This window comes from Sinobaca sp. SA16-1 (assembly GCF_059510515.1).
On sequence record NZ_JCAKFL010000001.1, the window covers coordinates 418,307 to 440,144 of the forward strand.

Here is a 21,838-nt window from a genome sequence, read left to right on the forward strand (position 1 = left end):
AATAATCTCCGTGCCACAGGCACCGGACGTTTATTATTCTTCCGCCAGAGCTTGTGCCATACTGTCGTCAATGATTAATACGTCAATATAGCCGCCTGTTAAAGCCGCATGGACACTGTTGATTTTATGCGCCCCTTCGACGATGGCCACTACTTCAGGAATCTGTTTAATTTCTTCTAAATTCAAACCGATCACACGATCATTTAACGGGTGGTCGACTTTATGGCCGAGTGAATCGAAAAAACTGGAGTTAATATCGCCTACCGCCTGTGATTTTTTCAACGAGGCAATATCATTTTCGTGAATGTAGCCCATCTTTTCCATCGTCGACTGCACGACCGGATTTCCAATCCCAACTACTGCTATATCAACATTTCTTCCTTCTTCCAATACTTCTGCTATGTCTTTTGAAGCGGTGAGGCGGTTCTTCAGGTCATCGGACTCCACCATCGCCGGGGCGTATAAATACGAACAGCTCGTGTTCAGCTTCTGTGCGAAATGAAAGCTCAGCTGATTGGAGTGCAGGTGTACAAAATTACTTCCCATGCCTCCAATAAGCGGTACGACATGCGTCTGCTCCCTGCGCTCGTAAGGATATTCCGAAATCAGCGCATGAACGGAAGCCCCCCAGGAGATACCGATTTTTTTGTTACCTGTTAAACGTTTTGATAAGTAGGAAGCGCCGGCTTTGCCGAGCTGGCGCAGCACCATTTCCGGCGTATATCCCGCGCCGGCTGTAACAATGACTTCTTTCAGTCCGTATTTTTTTTCAAGCTTCTGCTCAAGCTCTACTGTCTGTACGGTTTTATCTTTAATATAGACTTCCACAATTCCTTCTTCTTTTGCCCGGTTCAACAATTTTGATATGACCGGCCGGGACACGCCGTTTTTTTTGGCAATCTGGGCCTGTGTCCACCCCTCTGCGTAGTAAAGCTTTGCTGCTTTCACGATCATTCTGCGTTCTTCCCAATTCAGCATGTTGTTCTTCCTTTTTTCATTAGACATATCAAACTTTTTCCCAGTATATCATTAGCCTGGGCATCTTGGTTACATATGTTCCAATAAAAAACAAAAATAAACTCTGGTCTCTATTTATCGTTTATTCAGCAGAGAAACTGCCGTCTCGTGCAGACTTTCTGATAGTGTAGGGTGCGGATGAACCATCGCTTTCCATTCTTCAAGCGTTCCTTCCAGCTGCATAAAAGCTTCCGGCTCGGCAATCATTTCCGTCACGTGCGGCCCAACTAACACGGCACCCAGAATCTCCCCATATTTTTCATCGGAAAAAAGCTTCATAAATCCTTTTGTATTGCCGGCCGTCAACGATTTCCCATTGATTCGCAGCGGTGTTTTGCTCGTTTTGTAGACACGTCCGTCTTTTTGCAGTTCCGCTTCGCTGAATCCGACTGAAGCGACTTCCGGATACGTATAAATACATCTCGGTATAAGCTGCATATTAATATTCGGGGTTTCACCGGAGGCGTGCTCGGCTGCAATCGTGCCTTCTGCACTTGCTGCATGCGCCAGCTGCCACCCTCCTGCCAGATCGCCAATCGCATAAATATCCGGATGGCTCGTCTGCATCATTTTATTGGTATGGATATAGGGGCCGTCTTTTTTTAGATTCAATTCGGCCAGTGCCTCCAGATTGGCGCGCCTCCCCGTGGAAACGAGCAGTACGTCTGCTTCGAGCAAGGACCGGCTGCCGTCTTTATTGATCACTGTGCGGCTTCCGTCTTTAATTTCTTCTACTGCCGTATTTGTGAGGATCGTTACGTTCTGCTCCAACAGCGTCCGCTTTAACTCATCACCGGCATCGCTGTCTTCGAGCGGAATAATCCGGTCGGCCATCTCAACGAGCGTAACTTCAACGCCAAATGCAGCATAAATACTGGCAAATTCCACACCAATATAACCCGCCCCGATAATCGTCAGGCGCTCCGGCATGCGGTCCATTTCAAAAATCGTGTCACTCGTATGATAAGCAGACTGCTCGATGCCTTTAATTGGGGGTACAGCTGGAGTAGAACCCATAGCGGCAACAATTTTCTTTCCCTGAATGACTGTTTCTGTGCCGCCATCATCCACGCTGACGGTTAAGTCCGGGTGAATTGTGCCCCTGCCCCGAATCACATCAATTTTTCCGGCTTTCATCAGCGAGGCCACGCCTTTACGAAGCGTATTAATAACGTTATTTTTCCGCTCCAGCATGGAGGCATAGGAAAACTGAACATCACCTGTTTCAATCCCGAACTGCCCGGCGTGGAGCACTTCCCTGTAAGCTTCTGCATGACGAAGGTACGTCTTCGAAGGGATACACCCCCTGTTCAGGCATGTACCGCCAAGGTCCGCCGCTTCCACCAACGCGGTTCTCTGCCCAAGGGCAGCCGCCCGGGACGCAGCTGTGTAGCCGCCGGGTCCTCCTCCAACAATCACAATATCGTATGTCTGCATTTGTTTCTGCCTCCTATATTAAAAGCTCATACGGGGATTCGAGCTTTTCTTTCAGCTCCGTTAAAAACGCAGCCGCCGGCGCCCCGTCCACAATACGGTGATCAAACGAAAGGCTTAGGGAGAGAACCGGCCGCACTTCCGCTGCGCCGTTTACCGCAATGACTTTGTCCTGCATTCTTCCTACCCCGAGAATCGCTGCCTGGGGCTGATTAATGATTGGATTAAAAGTATCGACGGCATACATGCCCAGGTTACTGATCGTAAAGGTACCTTGTTTCATGTCATCCGGCTTGGTACGGCCGTCTCTTGCTTTCGCCGCAAGCTCCTTGCTTTCCTGAACGATAACCGACAGGCTTTTCTTTTCTACATTACGCAGTACAGGGACCATCAGTCCAATATCAGCTGCAACCGCTATGCCGATGTGCGCCTCTTGATGCCGGGTAATACTGTTCTGTTCAAATGTCGCATTAATCTGCGGATGCGAAATCAGCACCTCGCCGAGCGCTTTAACAAGAATATCGTTATAGGACAGACGTTTCCCGGTTTTCTTTTCGATTACCGGCAGCAGCTCCAGCCTCATTTTCTTTAAAGCAGAAGCATCTATTTCTGTATTAAGCGTGACGTGGGGTATTTCGCTGCTGCTCTGGTGCATGCGCTCTCCGATAAACCGACGGGTGCCTTCGTATGCTTCGGAAGCCGCAGCGGGCGCCGGCTCTTCGGGCCGTTCTACATCTTTGCGGTAGATTTTCCCGTTCGGACCGCTTCCCTGGATTGTTTCCAGATCGACTCCCGTATCGGCGGCTGTCTTTTCTGCGAGCGGAGTGATTCGTTTCGTCCGTTGTTTTGCAGCCGCTGCGTCCTTTTTATGAATACGTCCATTCGGACCGCTCCCCTTAAGCGTTGATAGATCCACGCCCGTTTCCAAAGCCGCTTTTCGTGCCGCAGGGGTTGCCCGCACGCGGCTGCCGGAGGAAGCTTCAGCTTCACCAGGCATCACTGCCTCCATAGGGGCTTCCTCTGAATTCGTTTCTGCCGGCTCCGCCTCTTCTGCCGGGCCGTCGGGCTGTTCAGGCACTTCTTCGCCTGCCTTTCCAATATAGCCGACAATACCGTTTACCGGGATTTCGTCGTCCACTCCATAATATTTTTTCAGCAGAATGCCCTCTTCATAGGCTTCTACCTCTATATTTATCTTATCGGTCATGATCTCAAATACCGGATCTCCGACGTCCACCTGCTCGCCTACTTCTTTAAACCACTGCAGCAGCGTGCCTGTTTCCATCGTGCTGCTCAGCTTCGGCATAAAAATTTCCTTCGCCATTTTATTCCCTCCTTTATGCTCCGCGCATCGTTTCTTCCACGGCTTTAATAATATCCTCCACCTGAGGAATCATCGCTTTTTCCAATACGGGATTGTAGGGAACAGGAATCGGAAGGGCTCCGAGCCGCCGGATAGGCGCATCCAGATAGTCGAACGCTTCGCTTTCTGCGATCACTCCTGCAATTTCGCCGCCGAATCCTCCCCGCTTTACTGCTTCGTGGACAATAATCACCCGGCCGGTTTTCGAAACGGAATTCACAATCGTTTCTTCATCAAGCGGCACGAGCGTTCGCGGATCCACGACTTCCACGCTGATTCCCCGGTTCTCAAGCTCTTCGGCTGCTTCCAGCGCTTTATGGACCATAATGGCCGTCGCAATAATTGTGACATCCGTGCCCTCTTTTTTGATATCCGCTTTTCCAAGTGGAATCGTGTATTCCTCTTCCGGCACGTCCGATTTTGATTTATACAACACTTTATGTTCATAAAAAATGACCGGGTTCGGGTCTTCCATCGCCGCTTTCAACAACCCTTTGGCGTCGTAGGCAGTGGAGGGCTGTACTACTTTCAGCCCCGGAATATGCGCCACCCATGCTTCGAGACTCTGGGAATGCTGGGCCGCAGCACCTGTCCCTGATCCGGAGGGCGTCCGCACGACCATAGGCACATGGCCTTTGCCGCCGTACATATACCGCACTTTCGCCGCCTGGTTTACGAGCTGATCCATCGCAATCGTAATAAAATCGGAAAACTGCAGTTCCAGCACAGGCTTCATGCCCGTTAATGCCGCTCCCACCGCCGCTCCGGTAATCGCGGCCTCCGAAATCGGCGTGTTGCGGATCCGCTCCGGCCCAAACTCTTCAATCATTCCCCTCGTCACGCCGAATGCTCCGCCGTATACACCAATATCCTCTCCAAGCACAAAGACGTCACTGTCTTCCCGCATGCGCTGGCTTAATCCTTCCCGAACTGCTTCTGCGTACGTTATCTCTCTCACGACACACCCTCCTTATAATTAAGCGTAGACATCTTCCAGAATCGTATCCATGGATGGCTCTTCGCTGTTTTCTGCAAATTCAACTGCCCGGTTGATCTCCTCCAGCGCGGACTGCCTGATCGAATCTGCTTCTTCTTTCGTCAGCCTGCCTTCTTCCAGAAGCCATTCTTCAAAGCGTTTGATTGGATCTTTATTGGTACGCCAGTCTTTTTCTTCTTCCCGTGTGCGGTATTTTTTGGCATCACTCTTGGAGTGGCCTTTCCAGCGGTAAGTTTTCGCTTCAATCAGTACCGGACCGCTTCCCGATCTCGCCTGGGTGACGGCTTCTTCCATCACATTCGCCATTTCGAGCAGGTTGTTGCCGTCCACTACTTTTCCGGGAATGCCGTAGGATGCGCCGCGTTCGGCAATGTCTTCAATATTGACCATGTCCTTTACCGGGCCGGACATACCGTACTGATTATTTTCGCAGACAAACACGACCGGCAGCTTCCAGATGGAAGCAAGATTCAACGATTCATGAAAGCTTCCTTCATTTGTCGCTCCGTCCCCGAAGAAACATACGGCTACCTTGCCCTGTTTTTTCATCTGCGACGTCAGTGCAGCACCCACTGCAAGCGGGATACCTCCGCCGACAATGCCGTTTGCCCCGAGATTTCCTTTCTCCACATCAGCAATGTGCATCGATCCGCCCTTGCCTTTGCAGTAGCCGGTTACCCGTCCAAACAGCTCGGCCATCATCCGGTCCGGCTCTGCGCCTTTCGCAATGCAGTGGCCGTGGCCGCGGTGCGTGCTTGTAATCATGTCGTCTTCCTGCAGCGGAGCACAGGCCCCTACCGCTGACGCTTCCTGTCCGACGCATAGATGAGTGGTCCCGTGAATCATTCCCTTGGCAAAAAACTCATCTACTTTTTCATCAAAAAAACGAATAAGATGCATCTGCCTGAGCCAGTCTTTTAATACCTCTTCCGGTTGCTGCGCTGCCCAATCCGTCATCTGAACCCATCTCCTTTATTACAATTGTTCTATATTGTTACGTTTGTAAACATCGTAAGGAGATTTTCTCTTTTTGTCAACAAAAACTTATTTCAATTGTCTAATAAGTTACTTTTAAAAATAAATATTGTTGACGTTGAAATGAAAGCGCTATATTATTAGCGTAAACTTTCTTTCATATGAATAGTGGTAGAACAATTGTAAAAGGAGGACGTTATGACACCATCTGATTTTTCTGCTCTCAGCCGGCAGTCCCTATTGGAGCACATGGCTGAAAAGCCGTTGAATATTTTAATTATCGGAGGAGGAATTACAGGAAGCGGAATTGCACTGGACGCGGCTTCCCGGGGCCTGCGCACCGGACTGATCGAAAAAAAAGACTTTGCTTCCGGAACGAGCAGCAAGTCAGGCAAGCTGATTCACGGCGGATTAAAATACCTGCAGCAGCTTGATTTTGCTGTTATTAAAGAAACCGGGAGGGAGCGGGATATTGTGTACCGCAACGCCAGGCATCTCGTGCGCCCGATCCGGATGCTGTTTCCGCTGCTTAAAAATGAGTCTTTCACGCTGCCTACCCTGAAGCTCGGCCTTACCGTCTATGACCAGCTGGCAGGCGTATCTGACGATGAACGCCATGAGGTGCTGCCGCGCCGAAAGACACTCAAAACAGAACCGCTCCTTAACCCTAAATTAGTGAAAGGAAGCGGCCATTATGTGGAATACCGTACAGATGACAGCCGCCTGACGCTGGAAGTCGTCAAAACAGCTGCAGAGCACGGAGCCCTTGCCGCTAACTACGTTTCAATGGAAGAACTCATAAAAGATGAAACAGGAAAAGCGCTCGGTGTAAAAGCTGTAGATATGGAAACCGGCTGCTCTTATACCATTTATGCGGATTTTATTGTGAATGCTGCCGGCCCCTGGGTTGATAAAGTAAGAATCAAAGATGCGCCCGTTACAGGAAAACATATGGTGCTGGCCAAAGGCATTCATATTGTTTTTCCCCACGACCGGCTTCCTGTGGCAGAGTCGATTTATTTTCAGCATAAAGGCCGAATGATTGCCGTCATTCCAAGAGACGGCTGCACTTACGTCGGCTCCACGGAATCTTTATATGAAGAGGACATCGAACACATTCTAGTGGAGCGGGTGGAAGTGGACTATCTGCTGTCCTGTCTGCATACTGCCTTTCCTTCCCTTTCTTTATCCGTGGACGATATTATTTCAAGCTGGGCGGGCGTCCGTCCTCTTATCGGGGAAAAAGGGATGCCGCCGGCGGAACTATCCCGTCATGACGATATTTTTTATTCCGATTCCGGCCTTGTCACGATTGCCGGCGGCAAACTAACCGGATACCGAAAAATGGCGGAACGGGTGCTTGAATTTATCTGCAAAAAGGGAAATTTGCTGGCGTCGTCTTCCCGCACAGCAGATATTCCATTAACCGGCGGCGCTTTCGGCAGTGACTTTCATTTTGAATCGTGCCTGCAGGAGCTGAAATCCTCTCATGCCGCAGCAGACCTTCCCCCCCGGACAGTGGAAGAATACTTCTACCGCTACGGTCGAAACGCCGAAAAAGTCCTTCAATCGATTCAGGAAGCAGATGGCCATTTGATCAAAGGGGAAGCCGCTTATACGATTGAACATGAATCAGCATGTACGCTTATGGATTTCTTTGAGCGCCGCACGAGCCTCGTGCTGTTTGATCCTGATAAAGCAGCTTCCTCGCTGGAAGACGCCGCTTCGGTATTTGCCAGGTATTTTCATTGGGAGCCGGCAAGAACTTCGACAGAAATCGAGACGGTACGCCGCTTTATGCGGGAGTCGCTTCAGTTCAAAAAGGAGGACAGCCGGATATGATGAATGCCGTATACTTAACGGACAAAGAAACGTTAACAGACAGACAGACAGAGATCCCCCGGCCCGGCCCGCATGAAGTATTGTTAAAAGTCGGTGCCGTCGGAATCTGCGGATCAGATCTGCGGATTTATAAAAATGGGGACAAACGAGTAAGCTTTCCGCGTATCACCGGCCATGAAATAGCCGGGGAAATTATAGAAACCGGCAGCGAAGCAGCTCTCTGGAAAAAAGGAGATACCGTAACACTCGGTGCCCACATCCCCTGCGGAACGTGCCTGTACTGCCTTCAGGATTTAGGGCATCACTGCCGGCTTGGGGAATCGATTGGTTACCAGATAGACGGAGGGTTTGCAGAGTATATGCTTCTGCCGAGAGCTTTCGTGGAGCGGGGATCGATCCAGAGGACAGCCCCAGGCATTTCTTTCGTAGAAGCCAGCTTGTCCGAACCGTTCGCCTGTGTGTTAAGCGGACTGAAAAAAGTGAAAGCTGCCGCCGGACAGACCGTCGTCGTTTACGGCGCCGGCGCCATCGGCTGTATGTTTATTGCGGCGTTGAAAAAGATGGGAGCCGAAAAAGTTATTGCGGTCCAGCGCTCTGCCCCGAGACGCCGGTTCGCGCTGGATCTCGGCGCGGACCTCTGCCTCGATCCAGCTGCTGAGGATGTAGAGCAGCGAATTAATGCAGAAACCGGCGGCTATGGCTGTGATACCGTCATCGTGACGGCCCCTTCCCCTGCGGTGCAGCAGGAAGCGCTCACGATTGCGAAAACGCTTGGCAATGTGCTGTTCTTTGCCGGTCTTCCGAAAGGAGCATCGGGCGGGCTGAATACCAACCTGATTTTGTATAAAGAGCTGAATGTATGCGGAACCCACGGAGCCTCCCGGGCCTGTCATTTCGAAGCGGTTCAGTGGATCAACGAACGCCGGCTTCCTTTTGACAAGTTTGTCACCCACACATTTCCTCTTTCTGAAACCAAAGCTGGATTTCAGACTGCGCTTGGAAAAGATGGGCTGAAATGTGTTATTGTACCGCATGAAGAGCGGTAACAAAGAGGCAGGCCTGGTTATCTTCACGTGTTCATCCGCCTTCTCTTTTGAATAGAAATTAATGTCCCTACAACAAAAAACAGCCTCGTCTCCCTTCTAGAGATACGAGGCTGTTCGTTTATCTTCTTCATTTATTCTTCTCTTACTACCCGAACTCCATAAGGTTCAAGTGAACACATACCCTGCACGGATTCCTGATGAATTAAATCCCATCCTTTTTTATCATGCAGGGAAAATACTTTTTCTTCTTTTGTAAAATTTAATAAAAACAGGTAGGAGCGTTCACCCTTTACTCTTCGCTGCACCGTCACTCCGCGGGGAAGATCTGTCTGTATATTCTTTTCAATACCTGCCTCCTCTACTACCTGCTTTAGAAAATCAGTATAGAAGGCCTCTTCCGTCCGGGCTGCGATATAATACGCCTTTCCTTTTCCAAAAGTATTGACCGTTACAGCAGGTCGCCCTTGATAGAAATCTTCATCATAGGAAGCAAGCGAACGGGCTGATTCCAGATGAATCAAATCACACAGCTCTTTAAGTTGATAAGATTGACTGCTCATACTTCCGGCAGTAAACGTTAATTGATTCGTCTGGCCGTCATGAAGAGAGTCAATTTCTTCAGACCAAATACCTAAAACATTTCGCAGCGGACCCGGAAGGCCCCCCAGCCACACGAGATCATTTTCATCTACGATTCCTGACCAGTACGTCGTGACAAGGGTTCCTCCTCTTTTTACAAAGGCTTCCATTCTCTCTGCTGTCCCTGGCTTTATCATATAGAGCATCGGTATAACAACCAGGTCGTATTGATCCAGACGTTGTTCCGAATCGATTACATCAACAGCGATCCCCATATCCCATAGAGGCCGGTAAAATTCCTGAACCGTATCTTCATAGCCTGGTCCAATATTTCTCGGCCCCTGCGCTTCGTTAATTGCCCATCTGTTTTCCCAATCATACACAAGTGCCGTCTTTGGGTGACTTTCAGCTCCTGTAATTTCCTGAAGTCTTTCCAGCGATTCTCCTACCTGAACGACTTCTTTGAACACTCTCGTATTTTCATGTCCCACATGATCCACCACAGCCCCATGAAATTTTTCACTCGACCCCTGGCTCTTTCTCCATTGAAAATACTGGACAGAGTCGGAGCCGTGGGCAACTGCCTGCAGAGAGGACAAATGGTGCATTCCCGGTTTTTTCAGCGTGCTTAACGGCTGCCAGTTTGTGTTACTTGGTGTGCTTTCCATGAGTAAAAACGGCTGCCCGCCTTTGATGCTTCGTTTAATATCATGCAGGAAAGCCGTCCTGGATGCCTGCACCGCCTCTTCTTTATTATCGTGCCAGGTTGGATAAGCATCCCAGGAAACGATATCCACCACATCTTTAAACTTCCAATAATCCAATCCTTCATACTCTTCCATAAAATTTGTCGTAGCTGGAAGATCAGGGCGTTTTTCTTTTAAAGGGGCTGCTTCCCACTGGTAAAAATTCACGGTCTGATCGGTCGTATACCGCTTCCAGTCCAAAGTAAGCCCGTGTACCAGCGACTCGCCCAGAGGAGAGGGGGATTCAATCTGCTCCCAGCTTGTATATGTGTGGCTCCAGAACGTTGTCCACCAAGCACTGTTCAACGCTTCCAGTGTTTTATATTTCGTTTTCAACCAACGACGGAATGCCGTCTGACAGGTAGAGCAGTGGCAGTCCCCTCCGTATTCGTTGGATATATGCCAGCCTATCACAGCAGGGTGCTCTCCAAATGCCGCGGCCAGCTGATCAGCCATCTGCCTCACTTTTTTTCGATAAACCGGCGAAGTTAAACAATGGTTATGACGAAGCCCGTGCAGGTTTTTCGTGCGATCGGCATTCGTCCGCAGTACTTCAGGATATTTCTCTGCCATCCATGCGGGTCTGGAGCCGCTCGGTGTCGCTAAAAATACGCTGATACCATTTTCATGCAGACGGTCCAACACGTTCTGCATCCATTCGAATGTGTAGTGATCTTCTTCCGGCTCCAGCGAAACCCATGAAAATATTCCCACGGACATTACATTACATTTTGCCAGCTTCATTAACCGTACATCTTCTTCAAGTATATCCGGGCGGTGCAGCCACTGTTCCGGATTATAGTCCGCTCCGTGCAGTAAATGTGGAAAATAGGATCGTGTTTTTGTCATGATTTTACCCCTTTATCATTATTTAAGCAGCAATTCCTGCTTCTGAGAAAATAAGAAATACAATAAGCATTGCTACCACTGCTGCAAAGCCAACCGGATATACTAGTCTCCACGGTGTCATATCAACTACTTTTTTGTCTTCTAGCTTATATGCTGTTTCTCTAGGCTTTATTTTGCCGATAACAAGCATCAATACCGTACAAACGACAAACATTATCGCAAGAATGTGAAGAAAATGAAGACCTGTATCCCAAAAAAGCTGAGTGCTCGCATAAACACTGATAAACAATACTAAAGATATTTTGGCTGCTATTGCCGGAACCCGCTTTGTTAAATAACCGATTAATATAACAGTAAATATCGGCACATTATAGAAACCGTTTACCATTTGAAGATACTGAAAAAATCCCTGCGGCACCAGTGCAATCAAAGGCGCTACGCTCATTGCGAATATCGCTAAAAAAGTGCCGATAACCTTCCCGTCTCTAATGAGCTTAGAGTCTGGAGCATTGGGCTTAAAATACGGCTTATAAATATTTAGTACAATTAAAGTAACCGTCGAATTTAAAACAGAGTTAAATGAAGATAAGATCGCTCCGAATAGAACCGCTGCGAAAAATCCAACAAGAGGCAAAGGCAGGACCTCATTAACAAGTGCTGGGTACGCTTCCATCGAAGTCATATTCGCGCCAAACATATTGTAAGCAATAATACCCGGTAAAATTAGAAAAATCGGGCCGGCAAGTTTTAAAAATGCTGCAATCAGAAGACCTTTCTGGCCTTCTTTTAAGTTCTTCGCCGCAATTGCCCGCTGCATAATATGCTGAGACATTCCCCAGTAGTATAAATTTACTAAAATCATCCCGGTAAACATTGTTCCAAATGGAACCGGATCACTTTCCCCTCCAACAGCATTCAACTTCTCAGGGGTATTGTCCATAACACTTCTAAATCCGGCGACCGGAGAACCATCGCCTAATGTCATTAATCCGAGCAGCGGAATTAACAACCCTCCTAAGATTAAGCCGATTCCATTTATAGTATCGGATACTGCTACGGCCTTTAATCCGCCGAATATGGCATATAACGAACCTACTGTTCCAACTACCCACACTGTTATCCATAATGCCGTAGTTGAACTGACCCCAAGCATGTCAGGCACATTAAACATTGTACTCAATGCAACAGCTCCGGAATAAAGAATAGGCGGAAGCAGGTTAAATATAAATCCAAAAAGAAAAAGTATCGTAACAAACTGCTTGGTAGCGCTATCAAATCGCTCCTCTAAAAAATCAGGAATTGTTGTAATCCCACCTTTTAAGTACTTAGGCAGAAAGTAAAAAGCTACAATAACTAAAGCAACAGCCGAGCCAACTTCCCATCCCATCGAGGACATATTAAACTCATAACCTTCGGCGTTTAAACCGATTAACTGTTCCGTGGATAAGTTGGTCAGCATTAACGAGCCGCCTATCACCCATGCCGTTAAGCTTCTCCCTCCCAAAAAATAACCATCGGAAGTTTCGAGGTCTTCTTTCCTTGTTTTTACGTAAGATATTAATGCTACAAGTAAAGTGAAAAATAAAAAGGATAAAATTGTTAATGCACCCATCTCTATTCCTTCTTTCTAATATGTACCGCATAAATATTTTAGTAAAATTTTACTTAATAATTAAGATACCACACCAAGTAACCGTTTACAATATTTTTTTCAAAAAACTCCATAAAAAAGCCTGGACGACACAAGTCCAGGCTTTTTCTCTATTAATTATTTATACTGCGGAAGCGACTCTCCGTGCGCTTCAAATAAATCATCACAAAGCGAAACAATATCATCTAAAGATAATTCTGCTGAAGTATGGGGATCAAGCATAGCTGCCTGATAAACATACTCTTTTTTTCTGGTTCTATTAGCTTCCATCGTTAACAGCTGGGTGTTAATGTTTGTTCGATTTAAAGCTGCAAGCTGCTCAGGCAGCCTGCCGGCATGAGTAGGAGTAACTCCATTACGATCTACGAGACAGGGAACTTCCACTACTGCGTCAGAAGGAAGGTTACTGATCAGTCCGCCGCTGTTTAATACGTTCCCGGCAATACGTGTTGGTTGATCCGTTTCCATTGCTTCGATGATGTGAGAAGCATACTCTCTTGAACGTTCATGGGTCATCGTCTCATCATGAATAATACTGTCTCTTCTTGCTTCCCATTCTGAAATCTGTGTTTCGCAGCGCCTTGGATACTCGTCCAGCGGAATATTAAACCTGTCAATTAATTCCGGATAAGCTGATTTAATAAAATAAGGATGGTATTCTGCGTTATGCTCTGAGGATTCTGTAACATAATAGCCGAATTTATCCATTAATTCAAAGCGGACCATGTCTTCATGTCTGCTTTTTTGCTTTTCGGCCGCCCGCTTTTTTATTTCTGGATAAAGATCTTCTCCGTTTCTTGATATTTCAAGAAGCCAGGCCATATGATTAATTCCTGCAATGGTAGCTTTTACATCTTTTTGGGATATATTCAAATGATCGAATAATTCAGGGACACACACCTGAACGCTGTGACACAGGCCCACTGTTTGTACATTCGTTTCTTTTGCAATGATTCCTGTCAGCGCTGCCATTGGATTTGTGTAATTCAATAACCAGGCATCCGGACATACTTCTTCTATATCTGCTGCAATATCCAGCATAGCCGGTGCTGTACGGAGAGTCCGAAATAAACCGCCTACTCCTATGGTATCTCCAATCGTCTGCTGTAGTCCGTATTTCTTAGGAACTTCAAAGTCAACAACCGTAGATGGCTTATAACCACCGACCTGAATAGCATTAATGACATAAGAAGACCCTTTTAAAGCTTCTTTCCGATTCATGTATTTATGAATCTGCACGTCGGCTCTAAGCTGCTTTTTTAAATGCTGCAGAAGCTGATAAGATTCGTCCAGTCTTCTTTCATCAATATCATATAAGGCAAATTCCATCCCTTTTAAAGCCGGGGTAAGCATACAATCTCCCAGTATATTTTTCACAAAAACTGTACTTCCTGCTCCGACAAAAGTTAATTTAGCCATTCTATCCACATCTCTTTCTTCATTACTTGACTGCATTCAGCACAAGCAATGTGGTTTGATAGTCTCCCTGTTTCTTCCATGTATATTTATGCTGCAGAGGAAGCCCCGCGTGCATGAGCTCCGATCCATAAAATGATTCACCGCTGCCCTCTACTTGATAGAGTACATCTTCCAAAAGGCCTTTAAAGTAGAAACGCGGCAAACCGGGATTCGGCTTCTCCAGCACCTGGTACCTGGCAGCTACTGCCTGCTGCTGATTTTGGTCTACTACCATCCAGCTGGTGACATTGCCATCTCCTTCGAAAGGACTTTCTAATCGATAAAAACGGCCTTCCTGCAGAACTGTCCGATGTTTCTTGTAAAAGCTCACTTGATCTTTCAACACACTTAGATCTTTTTCTTTCGTAATATCAAGCTCGTAGCCGAAATTCCCGAAAAAGGACACATGAGCTCTTGTCTCCAGACTGGTTACCCGATGCACCTGGTGGTTGGGCACATCAGAGACGTGTGCCCCCATTGTTTTAATCGGGTATAAAAATGAAGTACCATACTGGATTTTCAGACGTTCTACTGCATCTGTGTTATCACTTGTCCATGTCTGCGGAGCATAGTAAAGCATGCCGGGATCAAAACGACAGCCTCCGCTGGCGCAGGATTCAAATAATACATCCGGGAATTCTGAAATGAGGCGTTCGTAAAGATCGTAAACACCCAGCACATAGCGGTGGGCAATTTCCTGCTGCCTTTCAGCCGGATACCCTGCGGACATTATTTCAGTCAGCGGACGGTTCATATCCCATTTTATATAGCTTATCGGAGCGTCTTGCAGCACAGCAGCTATTTGATTGTACATATGGTCTACTACTTCTTTTCTGGAAAAATCGAGCACAAATTGATTTCTTCCATGAGAAGCACGTCGACCTTCAGCCTGCAGCATCCAATCCGGATGTTCTTTATACAGTTCGCTTTCCCTGGAGATCATTTCCGGCTCAAACCAAAGCCCAAAATCCATTCCTGCGGCCGCTACTTTATCAGCCAGGCCTTTCACTCCATTAGGAAGTTTCCGCGTATCCGCGAACCAGTCACCTAAAGAAGTCGTATCATCATCCCGCTTTCCAAACCAGCCATCATCGAGCACAAACAGCTCAATGCCACACTCTTTGGCCTGCTCCGCCATTTCTACAATTTTATCCTCTGTAAAGTTAAAGTAAGTGCCTTCCCAATTGTTAATGAGCACCGGCCGCTCTTTATCACGCCATTTCCCACGTACTAAACGTTTCGCAAATAAATCATGGAACTTATGGCTCAACCCGTTCATCCCTGAACTGGAATAAACCATTACTGCTTCCGGCGCCTGAAAAGTCTCTCCCTCTTGCAGCTGCCAGGAAAAATCAAAATCATTCAGACCAATCATCGCACGGCTTGTTCCAAAGTGATCGACTTCTACCTGAGCTTTAAAATTCCCGCTGTATACCAGGCTGAAGCCAAATACCTCTCCCGTATGCTCGGTAGTATGAGGACGCTTCAGCGCAAAAAAAGGATTATGCTGGGCGCTGCTTATCCCTCTGGTGCTCCCAATCTGCTGAATACCTTCTTCAAGCTGCCTCGTTTTTACGTGCCGCTCCCGGGCCCACGCTCCGGATAAATGAACCATTTCGTAATCACAATCCGCCATGTCCACACTCAGGCTCATTCCTTTAGAAAGTTTCACCGTGTTTTTTCCGCGATTGGTAAAAGCACTACTCCTGGTAATAACACCTGTTTCTTCAAAAATGGTATAAACCAAATGTATATCCATATTAAGCCTGTCATCATGCAACCTCACAATTAATGTAGATGCTTCTTCGTCACTTTCTGTATAAACTGCCGGCAGTCCCTCCAGCTTTGGCTTCCCACGGGAAATAGTATAATCCGCGAATTCAAATTGGGTGACCCGGCTGCCGTCCGGCTGTTCGATATGGAAAGCCGGCTCTCTAAAATCAGATGTGCCATAAGAAGGAAACTCCTGCCTGATCGTTTCCAGAGAAAAATCAAGATTCCCTTCATACACAGCAGCTGTGTTGGATCTTGCTTCTATCCGGTGTAAATGAGAGTAGTCTTCACGATGAGTCAGTTTTTTTCCATAATACAGATGTCCCAGCTGTCTATTTTGAAGCACTCTAAATATATAGCTGACTTGTTTGGAATGTAAATGAAACGTTTGTGTCGACGGAGCATAATGAATTGGCATAAGTAATCCCCCACAGTAAACAATATTATTTAATGGAACCCTGTGACAATCCTTCAATGAAGAACCGCTGCAGTACTAGAAATAGAATCGTCATGGGCAGTAGTGCGATTAACGAAGCGGCTGCCACGAGACTCAAATTGGAGGTATTCTCTCCGAAAAAGCTATTTAACGCAACCGTTAATGTCTGTACGCTTGAATCCTGCAAGAAGAAGATCGCAAATTGAAAATCGTTCCAAATGTATACGCAGGAAATGATTAACACCGTTGCTGTAATAGGCTTCAGCAATGGAAACACAATTTTAAAGAAGATGGTCAAGGTGCCTGCTCCGTCAATTTTTGCTGCTTCCTCTAATTCTTTTGGAATAGTGGCACGAATAAAACCGGCATATAAAAAGATGGTCATCGATAAAAATGCCGCAACATTGTTAAATACCGCTACCGACCTTGTATTCATCAGTCCCCAGTCGACTACCATCTGGTAGAGCGGAACGAGAACGGTAAGCGGGGGTATGATCATAATCGCGATAAAGAAAATGTAAACAAACTTATTTAACTTTGTCTGCCTGCGTGCCAGAGGGTAAGCTGCCAATGATCCGCATACAATAAGCAGAACAGCAGCAAAAAATGTAATAGTAGCTGAGTTAAACAAAGCAAGACCCAAATCTGCTCTTTCCCAGGCTGTTACGAAGTTTTCAAAGCTTATTTGTTCCGGAAGTGCCCACATAGAACTGAAATCTCCCGGCGCTTTAAATGCTGTAGTGATTAGAATATAAAATGGAATAATGTGAAGGAGTGAGATTAATCCGGCCAGTGTGTTGAGAATCAATCTTTGTTTTCTGCTGATGGTTCTCATTACGCTTCTACCTCCTTACGTCTTAAGTAAATAACCGCAGTGACCGTAATAACAAGAATTAATACGACCATCAGAACCCCTTGAGTGGCTGCATAACCGGCATCCTGCCTATCGAAATACAGGGTATACATAAAGGTCGACATAGACTGGGAAGCATTTCCCGGCCCGCCTCCTGTCAATGCTATAATCACATCAAACAATTTCAGACCGCCGATGACATTAAGAACCACATTAATGGTTATGGAAGGCATCAGGAGAGGAATAGTAATGTTTTTAAACTGTGCCATTTTAGAAGCGCCATCCATGCGCGCAGCTTCGTAATATTCTTTGGATATACTCTGCAGACCTGCCAAGAAAATAATCATGGAAATACCGACAAACTGATACGTATTAATGAACACAATGATCCATGGGTTCAGGTTAGGGTTATTTAATAAATTCATTCGTTCAAAACCAAGTGCCATAACGAGGTCGTTAATGGCCCCACCCTGGTAGGCAAACATAAAGTACCAGATGTACCCCATAATGAGGGGGCTGATAATTACCGGCAGATATACGATCGTCCTCGTAATCGCCTTCATTTTTATACTCTGCACCAAGAGCATGGCGTATAATAACCCAATCGTCATTTGAAAGAATGTACTTCCAACTCCGTACAATAACGTGTTTCCGGCCACAAGCCAGGTAGTGGGATCACTAAACATCCTGGTATATTGATCCAGTCCTACAAAATTCATTGTCTGGGAAAAACCATCCCAGTCTGTAAATGAAATACGCAGACCGCTGATAAATGGAAAAACAATAAAAATAAAAATAAATGCTAAAGCCGGGAGATACATTATCCATAAGGAGGATTCTTTTTTGTTTGTCACTTTCGGTTTTTTAGTTTTGGCAGCGGCCAAATTTTTATCAAGCGGTTCTACTTTGTTCATTTTTTTCACTCCCATTCTATGCTCATACAACAACTAAGCTGTCTGAAAAGAGGAAGAGCTCAATAAATGAGCTCTGGTTAATTAGTCTCTTTCGTTATTCCTGCTGCTCTAGTTCTTCGATTTCTTCTTCACTTAATTCTTCTTCCTCTGCTTCTTCCAGACTTTCTCCTTCTTCTACACCAACTTCTTCACGCAGACGCTGATACTCTGATTCCATTTGCGCTGAAACCTGCTCGGGTGTCATGGAGTCGGCAAGCAGTTCTTCACCCGTATTTCCAATCACGTCCCACATTCCGCTTGGAAGATATACGCGGTCAAAATACGGTTCCACTTCCACATCAGCATATGGTTCCATCGATTCTTCGTAGTAGTGATTTACATCTACTCCATCCAATGGCGATGGCATAGAGGTAGCTTCTGCAATGCGCGCTGCATTTTCATCTTCGGCCATAAAATCAAGGAACTGAAGCGCTTCTTCTTTGGCTTCCGATTCATTCCATACCGCAAGAGTATGACGCTCTCCCCCGATCCAGCGCTGTCCGTCTTCACCGTGGATAGACGGTACCGGGATAGCTCCCACCTCGACGTCCGGGTTTAAGTCAGTAACATCCGCACCAAAAGATCCTCCCGCAAAAATAAAGGCAATTTCGTTTTGTGCCATAAGCTCTACAGCCTGTCCTCCACGGGCGGTTACTGCATCTTCATTCATCAGTCCTTCTTCCTGCATTACTTTTAACTGCTCCGGAAGAAACGTATAGTTTGACCAGTCAAACGTTCCATTCATTAATTCTTCTTCCTGATTTTCTTCTCCATCTACTGTTAATAGAGGAGTTGCCATTTGATCAAAATACTGGGCAATAGAGCCTGCCTCTGATTGAGCCATAAACATTGGCGTTACCTCTCCGCCGCTTTCCTCTTTCAGCGTGCGCATCGCTTCCATAAGCTCATCAAACGTATTAGGCGGCTCGATTCCATACTCTTCTAATAAGGTGGCGTTGTAGCTGACACCATCCAGCGCCTGGTTAAGCGGGAAAGCATACAATTTTCCATCTTCATCTTTCAAAACCCCATCCATGGTTTCATCCAGACGCTCTGCCCATTCTTCGCCGGCCAAATCCTCTGTATAGTCGCCGTAGCGTGTTTGGGACCACCCGTGTGTGTCAAATAAATCCGGCATATCATTGGAAGCCATTCGTACCCGAAGCATACTTTCATATTCAGCACCAGGCAGATTAACATCTACGGCAATTCCCGATTCTTCTTCAAATTCACTGACGAGTTCTTCAAAGGCCTGCTTTTCTGATTCATTTGTAATGGAGGAAAATAACGTAAGTTCTCCATTTTCTCCACTGCTTGACCCTCCGCCGCACCCGGCTAATACAACTGCTGCAGTCACAAACGGTACTGGCATTATCCACTTTTTCATCATAAAACCCTCCCAGATTATTTAGCTTTTTTTATGTGATGTCCGCAGCTTTCACGAACAGTTAACTCCGTTGGATATGTGATTGTTAATGGAATCTCTCTTCCTTTTAATCGTTCGAGCAGAAGCTGGACGCTCCGCTTTCCCATTTCTTTCTTGTGTACCTTAATGGTCGTTAGTGCCGGCGTCATATAAGCGGCTGTTTCTACGTCATTAAAACTTACAACCGCTATATCTTCAGGAATACGGAGAGAGGCTTCCCTCAGCGCCCGTACAGCTCCAATCGCCATTGAATCACTTGCTGCAAACAACGCTTCCGGCATCCGGCTTTCGCTGATCATTTTTTTCATTAATCGGTAGCCTTCTGCCATGGAGAAGTACCCTGAGTATATTTGCATGTAATCAGCCAGTCCTTTTTCTTTCATGAAATTCTTGTACACTTCTCTTCTTTGTTCCCGGCACTCCCTGCTTCCAAGAAGGCTGTATTCATGTTCAGCACCCCCTATGAATCCAATATCCTTGTGTCCCAACGATGTTAAATGTGTGAGTGCCTGCCGGGCTGCTTTGTTAAAATCAAAATGCACAAAATCAAATTCCTGCGTCTGGCTGCTGCCACTGTAGTTCACATAAACAATATTATTATTTTCGGCACCGAGCTTTCTCAACACATCTATATGAATATTTCCCATTACTACAAATCCGTCGATGTTATCCACAGAGGCTTCCGTAAAAACCTGCGGGAGCCTGATCGTTTGAATGTCATAAAATCCACTTGCTGCGAGCTCTTCTTCAATTCCCTGGCGCATAGGAAGAAAGTAAGGGTCATTTTGTTCTTCAAGCTGCGTCTGAAATGAAACGATGGCTATCTTTCCTGTCTGTTTATTTTTTTGCTCTTTATACTTACGCTTGCGCATTGTTTGATAGCCTAATTCATCGGCAATCATAATAATTTTGCTCTTTGTTTCTTCACTTACTGAGAGAGTGCTGTCTTTATTTAAGACTCTTGAAACCGTAGAACTGGATACTTCAGCATTTTTTGCAATATCACGTATCGTCGCCATAACTCCCTCGCCTCTTTAGTAAATTTTTACTTGTTTTTACTAGGTTATCACATAAAGCAAACGCTTACAACTATATTTTTAGAAAATTTATTTTATTTTATTTACTACATAGAAACCCCGCATAAACCCTTTTATATAAGTGTTTTTTGAATATAAATTAAGTATAATTAACTAAGTTTAATAGTAAAACTAAGTAAATAAAAAGGATTATAAAGGTAAATGTTTACTTCCAATGCTATATAAAGAAAGAGCTCTTTAGCTTCACGGATGGCTGTTCTGCAGGAGTAACCCCTATTTATTTTTCTTCTCTTCTTTTTTAACAGTTTCTCGACAATCAGAAAAACAGCTTAGACATAAGCCTAAGCTGTTTTTCTGATTTATTTTTGAATTTTTTAGATCACTTACATTATTCCTGGTAACTATTTCAAACTTCTGCTGCTTTCCCTGATAATTAAATCCGTTGCTACCTCCACTGTTTTGCTTACTTCTCTGCGATCGGAAAGCCGTTCGTTAACTAAATCTACAGCTGTCTCACCCATTAATTCTGTATAAACCTTTACTGTAGAAAGCGGAGGATACATAAATTTGGAAATACTGATGTCGTTGACACTTACAAGACTAATGTCACCCGGAATGCGCTGATTTTCTTCATGCAGGGCACGCATACAGCCAACCGCCATCGTATCGTTTGCCAAAAACAATGCGGTAGGACGTTTTTCTTGTTCTACCTCCTGAAGAAGCTGTTTGGTAAGATTGTATCCATCCTCTACGCTGAATCGACCTGTATACATAGTGGAGGCATACAGATTATGAGCCTGCATGTACTTTTTAAAAGTCGTTTCACGTTGGTCTTTAATGGGATGTTCTTCAAGGCGGTACGTTTCGCGACCTCCTATGTAGCCAATGTTACGGTGCCCGCCCGCCGTCAGGTAGTCCATGATTTTACGGGTAACCTTTTTAAAATTGGCAATGACGGCATCATGGGTTTCCGCAGCAGGGTTCGAATCTACAAATACGATAGCATCGGTATAACTTCCGAGCTTCTTCGCCTGAACGGGACTGAACTTCCCAACAGCAACAATCGCCTTGATCCCGTCATGCTCCTGTTTAATAAAATCATCATAAACGTATTTATTGTAGTTTATCTGCAGGGCCTGGCAGCGATTTTCAATACCGAGCCGGATGGACATATAGTACAGGTCCTCCAGTTCTTCTTTTTCCGTATACCAGTGAATAATAGTAATCGAGCCGTTCTGGGGTTTCTTTTTGGTGTGTTTCTTATAGTTCAGCTCTTCAGCTGCCTGAAAAATCCGCTTTTTCGTTGATTCTGCTACAGAGAGAGTTTCATCATAATTCAATACTCTTGATACAGTAGCAATGGACACCCCTGCTTTTTCAGCGATGTCCTTAATGGTCGTCAT

Annotated in this window: 16 protein-coding genes; 2 read left to right on the forward strand and 14 right to left on the reverse strand. The window is 45.9% G+C overall.

Annotated elements, in window-relative coordinates; genetic code table 11:
* Positions 1–33 precede the first annotated feature (33 nt).
* From AC5W2J_RS01995 to AC5W2J_RS02015, 5 genes are all read right to left on the reverse strand, one after another.
* Positions 34–978: a sugar-binding transcriptional regulator gene (locus AC5W2J_RS01995; protein WP_496057807.1), complete on the reverse strand. Its 945-nt coding sequence runs from the start codon at positions 976–978 to the stop codon at positions 34–36.
* Positions 979–1,092: 114 nt separating this feature from the next.
* Entirely contained in the window at positions 1,093–2,454 is a 1,362-nt protein-coding gene (gene lpdA / locus AC5W2J_RS02000) for a dihydrolipoyl dehydrogenase (RefSeq protein WP_496057808.1), read from the reverse strand.
* 13 nt (positions 2,455–2,467) lie between these two features.
* The gene (locus AC5W2J_RS02005) at positions 2,468–3,775 is read right to left on the reverse strand and encodes a dihydrolipoamide acetyltransferase family protein (protein WP_496057809.1); all 1,308 of its coding nucleotides are present in this window, start codon (positions 3,773–3,775) and stop codon (positions 2,468–2,470) included.
* Positions 3,776–3,788: 13 nt separating this feature from the next.
* Entirely contained in the window at positions 3,789–4,772 is a 984-nt protein-coding gene (locus AC5W2J_RS02010) for an alpha-ketoacid dehydrogenase subunit beta (RefSeq protein ID WP_496057810.1), read from the reverse strand.
* A gap of 18 nt (positions 4,773–4,790) precedes the next feature.
* The gene (locus tag AC5W2J_RS02015) at positions 4,791–5,768 is read right to left on the reverse strand and encodes a thiamine pyrophosphate-dependent dehydrogenase E1 component subunit alpha (RefSeq protein ID WP_496057811.1); all 978 of its coding nucleotides are present in this window, start codon (positions 5,766–5,768) and stop codon (positions 4,791–4,793) included.
* Between the two features lie 216 nt (positions 5,769–5,984).
* Here AC5W2J_RS02015 and AC5W2J_RS02020 point away from each other — a divergent pair, with 216 nt between their 5' ends.
* Both AC5W2J_RS02020 and AC5W2J_RS02025 read left to right on the forward strand, forming a co-directional pair.
* Positions 5,985–7,628: a glycerol-3-phosphate dehydrogenase/oxidase gene (locus AC5W2J_RS02020; RefSeq protein WP_496057812.1), complete on the forward strand. Its 1,644-nt coding sequence runs from the start codon at positions 5,985–5,987 to the stop codon at positions 7,626–7,628.
* The gene (locus tag AC5W2J_RS02025; protein WP_496057813.1) at positions 7,625–8,674 is read left to right on the forward strand and encodes an alcohol dehydrogenase catalytic domain-containing protein; all 1,050 of its coding nucleotides are present in this window, start codon (positions 7,625–7,627) and stop codon (positions 8,672–8,674) included. Before AC5W2J_RS02020 ends, AC5W2J_RS02025 begins: the two co-directional genes overlap by 4 nt.
* 131 nt (positions 8,675–8,805) lie before the next feature.
* Here the strand turns inward: AC5W2J_RS02025 and AC5W2J_RS02030 are convergent, their stop codons facing one another.
* From AC5W2J_RS02030 to AC5W2J_RS02070, 9 genes are all read right to left on the reverse strand, one after another.
* On the reverse strand, positions 8,806–10,848 hold the full coding sequence (locus AC5W2J_RS02030; RefSeq protein ID WP_496057814.1) for a beta-galactosidase: 2,043 nt from the start codon (positions 10,846–10,848) through the stop codon (positions 8,806–8,808).
* A 22-nt stretch (positions 10,849–10,870) separates the two neighbouring features.
* Entirely contained in the window at positions 10,871–12,460 is a 1,590-nt protein-coding gene (locus AC5W2J_RS02035; protein WP_496057815.1) for a solute:sodium symporter family transporter, read from the reverse strand.
* Positions 12,461–12,616: 156 nt separating this feature from the next.
* Positions 12,617–13,918: an alpha-glucosidase/alpha-galactosidase gene (locus AC5W2J_RS02040; protein ID WP_496058215.1), complete on the reverse strand. Its 1,302-nt coding sequence runs from the start codon at positions 13,916–13,918 to the stop codon at positions 12,617–12,619.
* Positions 13,919–13,940: 22 nt separating this feature from the next.
* Positions 13,941–16,148 carry an alpha-galactosidase gene (locus AC5W2J_RS02045; protein ID WP_496057816.1) on the reverse strand — a complete coding sequence of 736 codons (2,208 nt, stop codon included), beginning with the start codon at positions 16,146–16,148 and terminating at the stop codon, positions 13,941–13,943.
* Between the two features lie 25 nt (positions 16,149–16,173).
* Positions 16,174–17,001, reverse strand: a complete 828-nt coding sequence (locus AC5W2J_RS02050) for a carbohydrate ABC transporter permease (RefSeq protein ID WP_496057817.1) — start codon at positions 16,999–17,001, stop codon at positions 16,174–16,176.
* Positions 17,001–17,840 carry a carbohydrate ABC transporter permease gene (locus tag AC5W2J_RS02055; RefSeq protein WP_496058216.1) on the reverse strand — a complete coding sequence of 280 codons (840 nt, stop codon included), beginning with the start codon at positions 17,838–17,840 and terminating at the stop codon, positions 17,001–17,003. The genes AC5W2J_RS02050 and AC5W2J_RS02055 overlap by 1 nt, the downstream gene beginning before the upstream one ends.
* Positions 17,841–18,027: 187 nt before the next feature.
* Positions 18,028–19,362: an ABC transporter substrate-binding protein gene (locus AC5W2J_RS02060; RefSeq protein ID WP_496057818.1), complete on the reverse strand. Its 1,335-nt coding sequence runs from the start codon at positions 19,360–19,362 to the stop codon at positions 18,028–18,030.
* Positions 19,363–19,376: 14 nt separating this feature from the next.
* Positions 19,377–20,417: a LacI family DNA-binding transcriptional regulator gene (locus AC5W2J_RS02065; protein ID WP_496057819.1), complete on the reverse strand. Its 1,041-nt coding sequence runs from the start codon at positions 20,415–20,417 to the stop codon at positions 19,377–19,379.
* 419 nt (positions 20,418–20,836) lie between these two features.
* Complete coding sequence (locus tag AC5W2J_RS02070) at positions 20,837–21,838, reverse strand: LacI family DNA-binding transcriptional regulator (RefSeq protein WP_496057820.1); 1,002 nt, start codon at positions 21,836–21,838, stop codon at positions 20,837–20,839.

What these genes read in the sequence shown, in the direction of transcription:
- AC5W2J_RS02070 (WP_496057820.1), bottom strand. Translation starts at nt 21,838, where the DNA reads ATGACGACCATTAAGGACATCGCTGAAAAAGCAGGGGTGTCCATTGCT.
- AC5W2J_RS01995 (WP_496057807.1), bottom strand. Translation starts at nt 978, where the DNA reads ATGCTGAATTGGGAAGAACGCAGAATGATCGTGAAAGCAGCAAAGCTT.
- AC5W2J_RS02025 (WP_496057813.1), top strand. Translation starts at nt 7,625, where the DNA reads ATGATGAATGCCGTATACTTAACGGACAAAGAAACGTTAACAGACAGA.
- AC5W2J_RS02035 (WP_496057815.1), bottom strand. Translation starts at nt 12,460, where the DNA reads ATGGGTGCATTAACAATTTTATCCTTTTTATTTTTCACTTTACTTGTA.
- AC5W2J_RS02055 (WP_496058216.1), bottom strand. Translation starts at nt 17,840, where the DNA reads ATGTATCTCCCGGCTTTAGCATTTATTTTTATTTTTATTGTTTTTCCA.
- AC5W2J_RS02015 (WP_496057811.1), bottom strand. Translation starts at nt 5,768, where the DNA reads ATGACGGATTGGGCAGCGCAGCAACCGGAAGAGGTATTAAAAGACTGG.
- AC5W2J_RS02020 (WP_496057812.1), top strand. Translation starts at nt 5,985, where the DNA reads ATGACACCATCTGATTTTTCTGCTCTCAGCCGGCAGTCCCTATTGGAG.
- AC5W2J_RS02030 (WP_496057814.1), bottom strand. Translation starts at nt 10,848, where the DNA reads ATGACAAAAACACGATCCTATTTTCCACATTTACTGCACGGAGCGGAC.
- AC5W2J_RS02060 (WP_496057818.1), bottom strand. Translation starts at nt 19,362, where the DNA reads ATGATGAAAAAGTGGATAATGCCAGTACCGTTTGTGACTGCAGCAGTT.
- AC5W2J_RS02045 (WP_496057816.1), bottom strand. Translation starts at nt 16,148, where the DNA reads ATGCCAATTCATTATGCTCCGTCGACACAAACGTTTCATTTACATTCC.
- AC5W2J_RS02065 (WP_496057819.1), bottom strand. Translation starts at nt 20,417, where the DNA reads ATGGCGACGATACGTGATATTGCAAAAAATGCTGAAGTATCCAGTTCT.
- AC5W2J_RS02005 (WP_496057809.1), bottom strand. Translation starts at nt 3,775, where the DNA reads ATGGCGAAGGAAATTTTTATGCCGAAGCTGAGCAGCACGATGGAAACA.
- AC5W2J_RS02050 (WP_496057817.1), bottom strand. Translation starts at nt 17,001, where the DNA reads ATGAGAACCATCAGCAGAAAACAAAGATTGATTCTCAACACACTGGCC.
- lpdA (WP_496057808.1), bottom strand. Translation starts at nt 2,454, where the DNA reads ATGCAGACATACGATATTGTGATTGTTGGAGGAGGACCCGGCGGCTAC.
- AC5W2J_RS02040 (WP_496058215.1), bottom strand. Translation starts at nt 13,918, where the DNA reads ATGGCTAAATTAACTTTTGTCGGAGCAGGAAGTACAGTTTTTGTGAAA.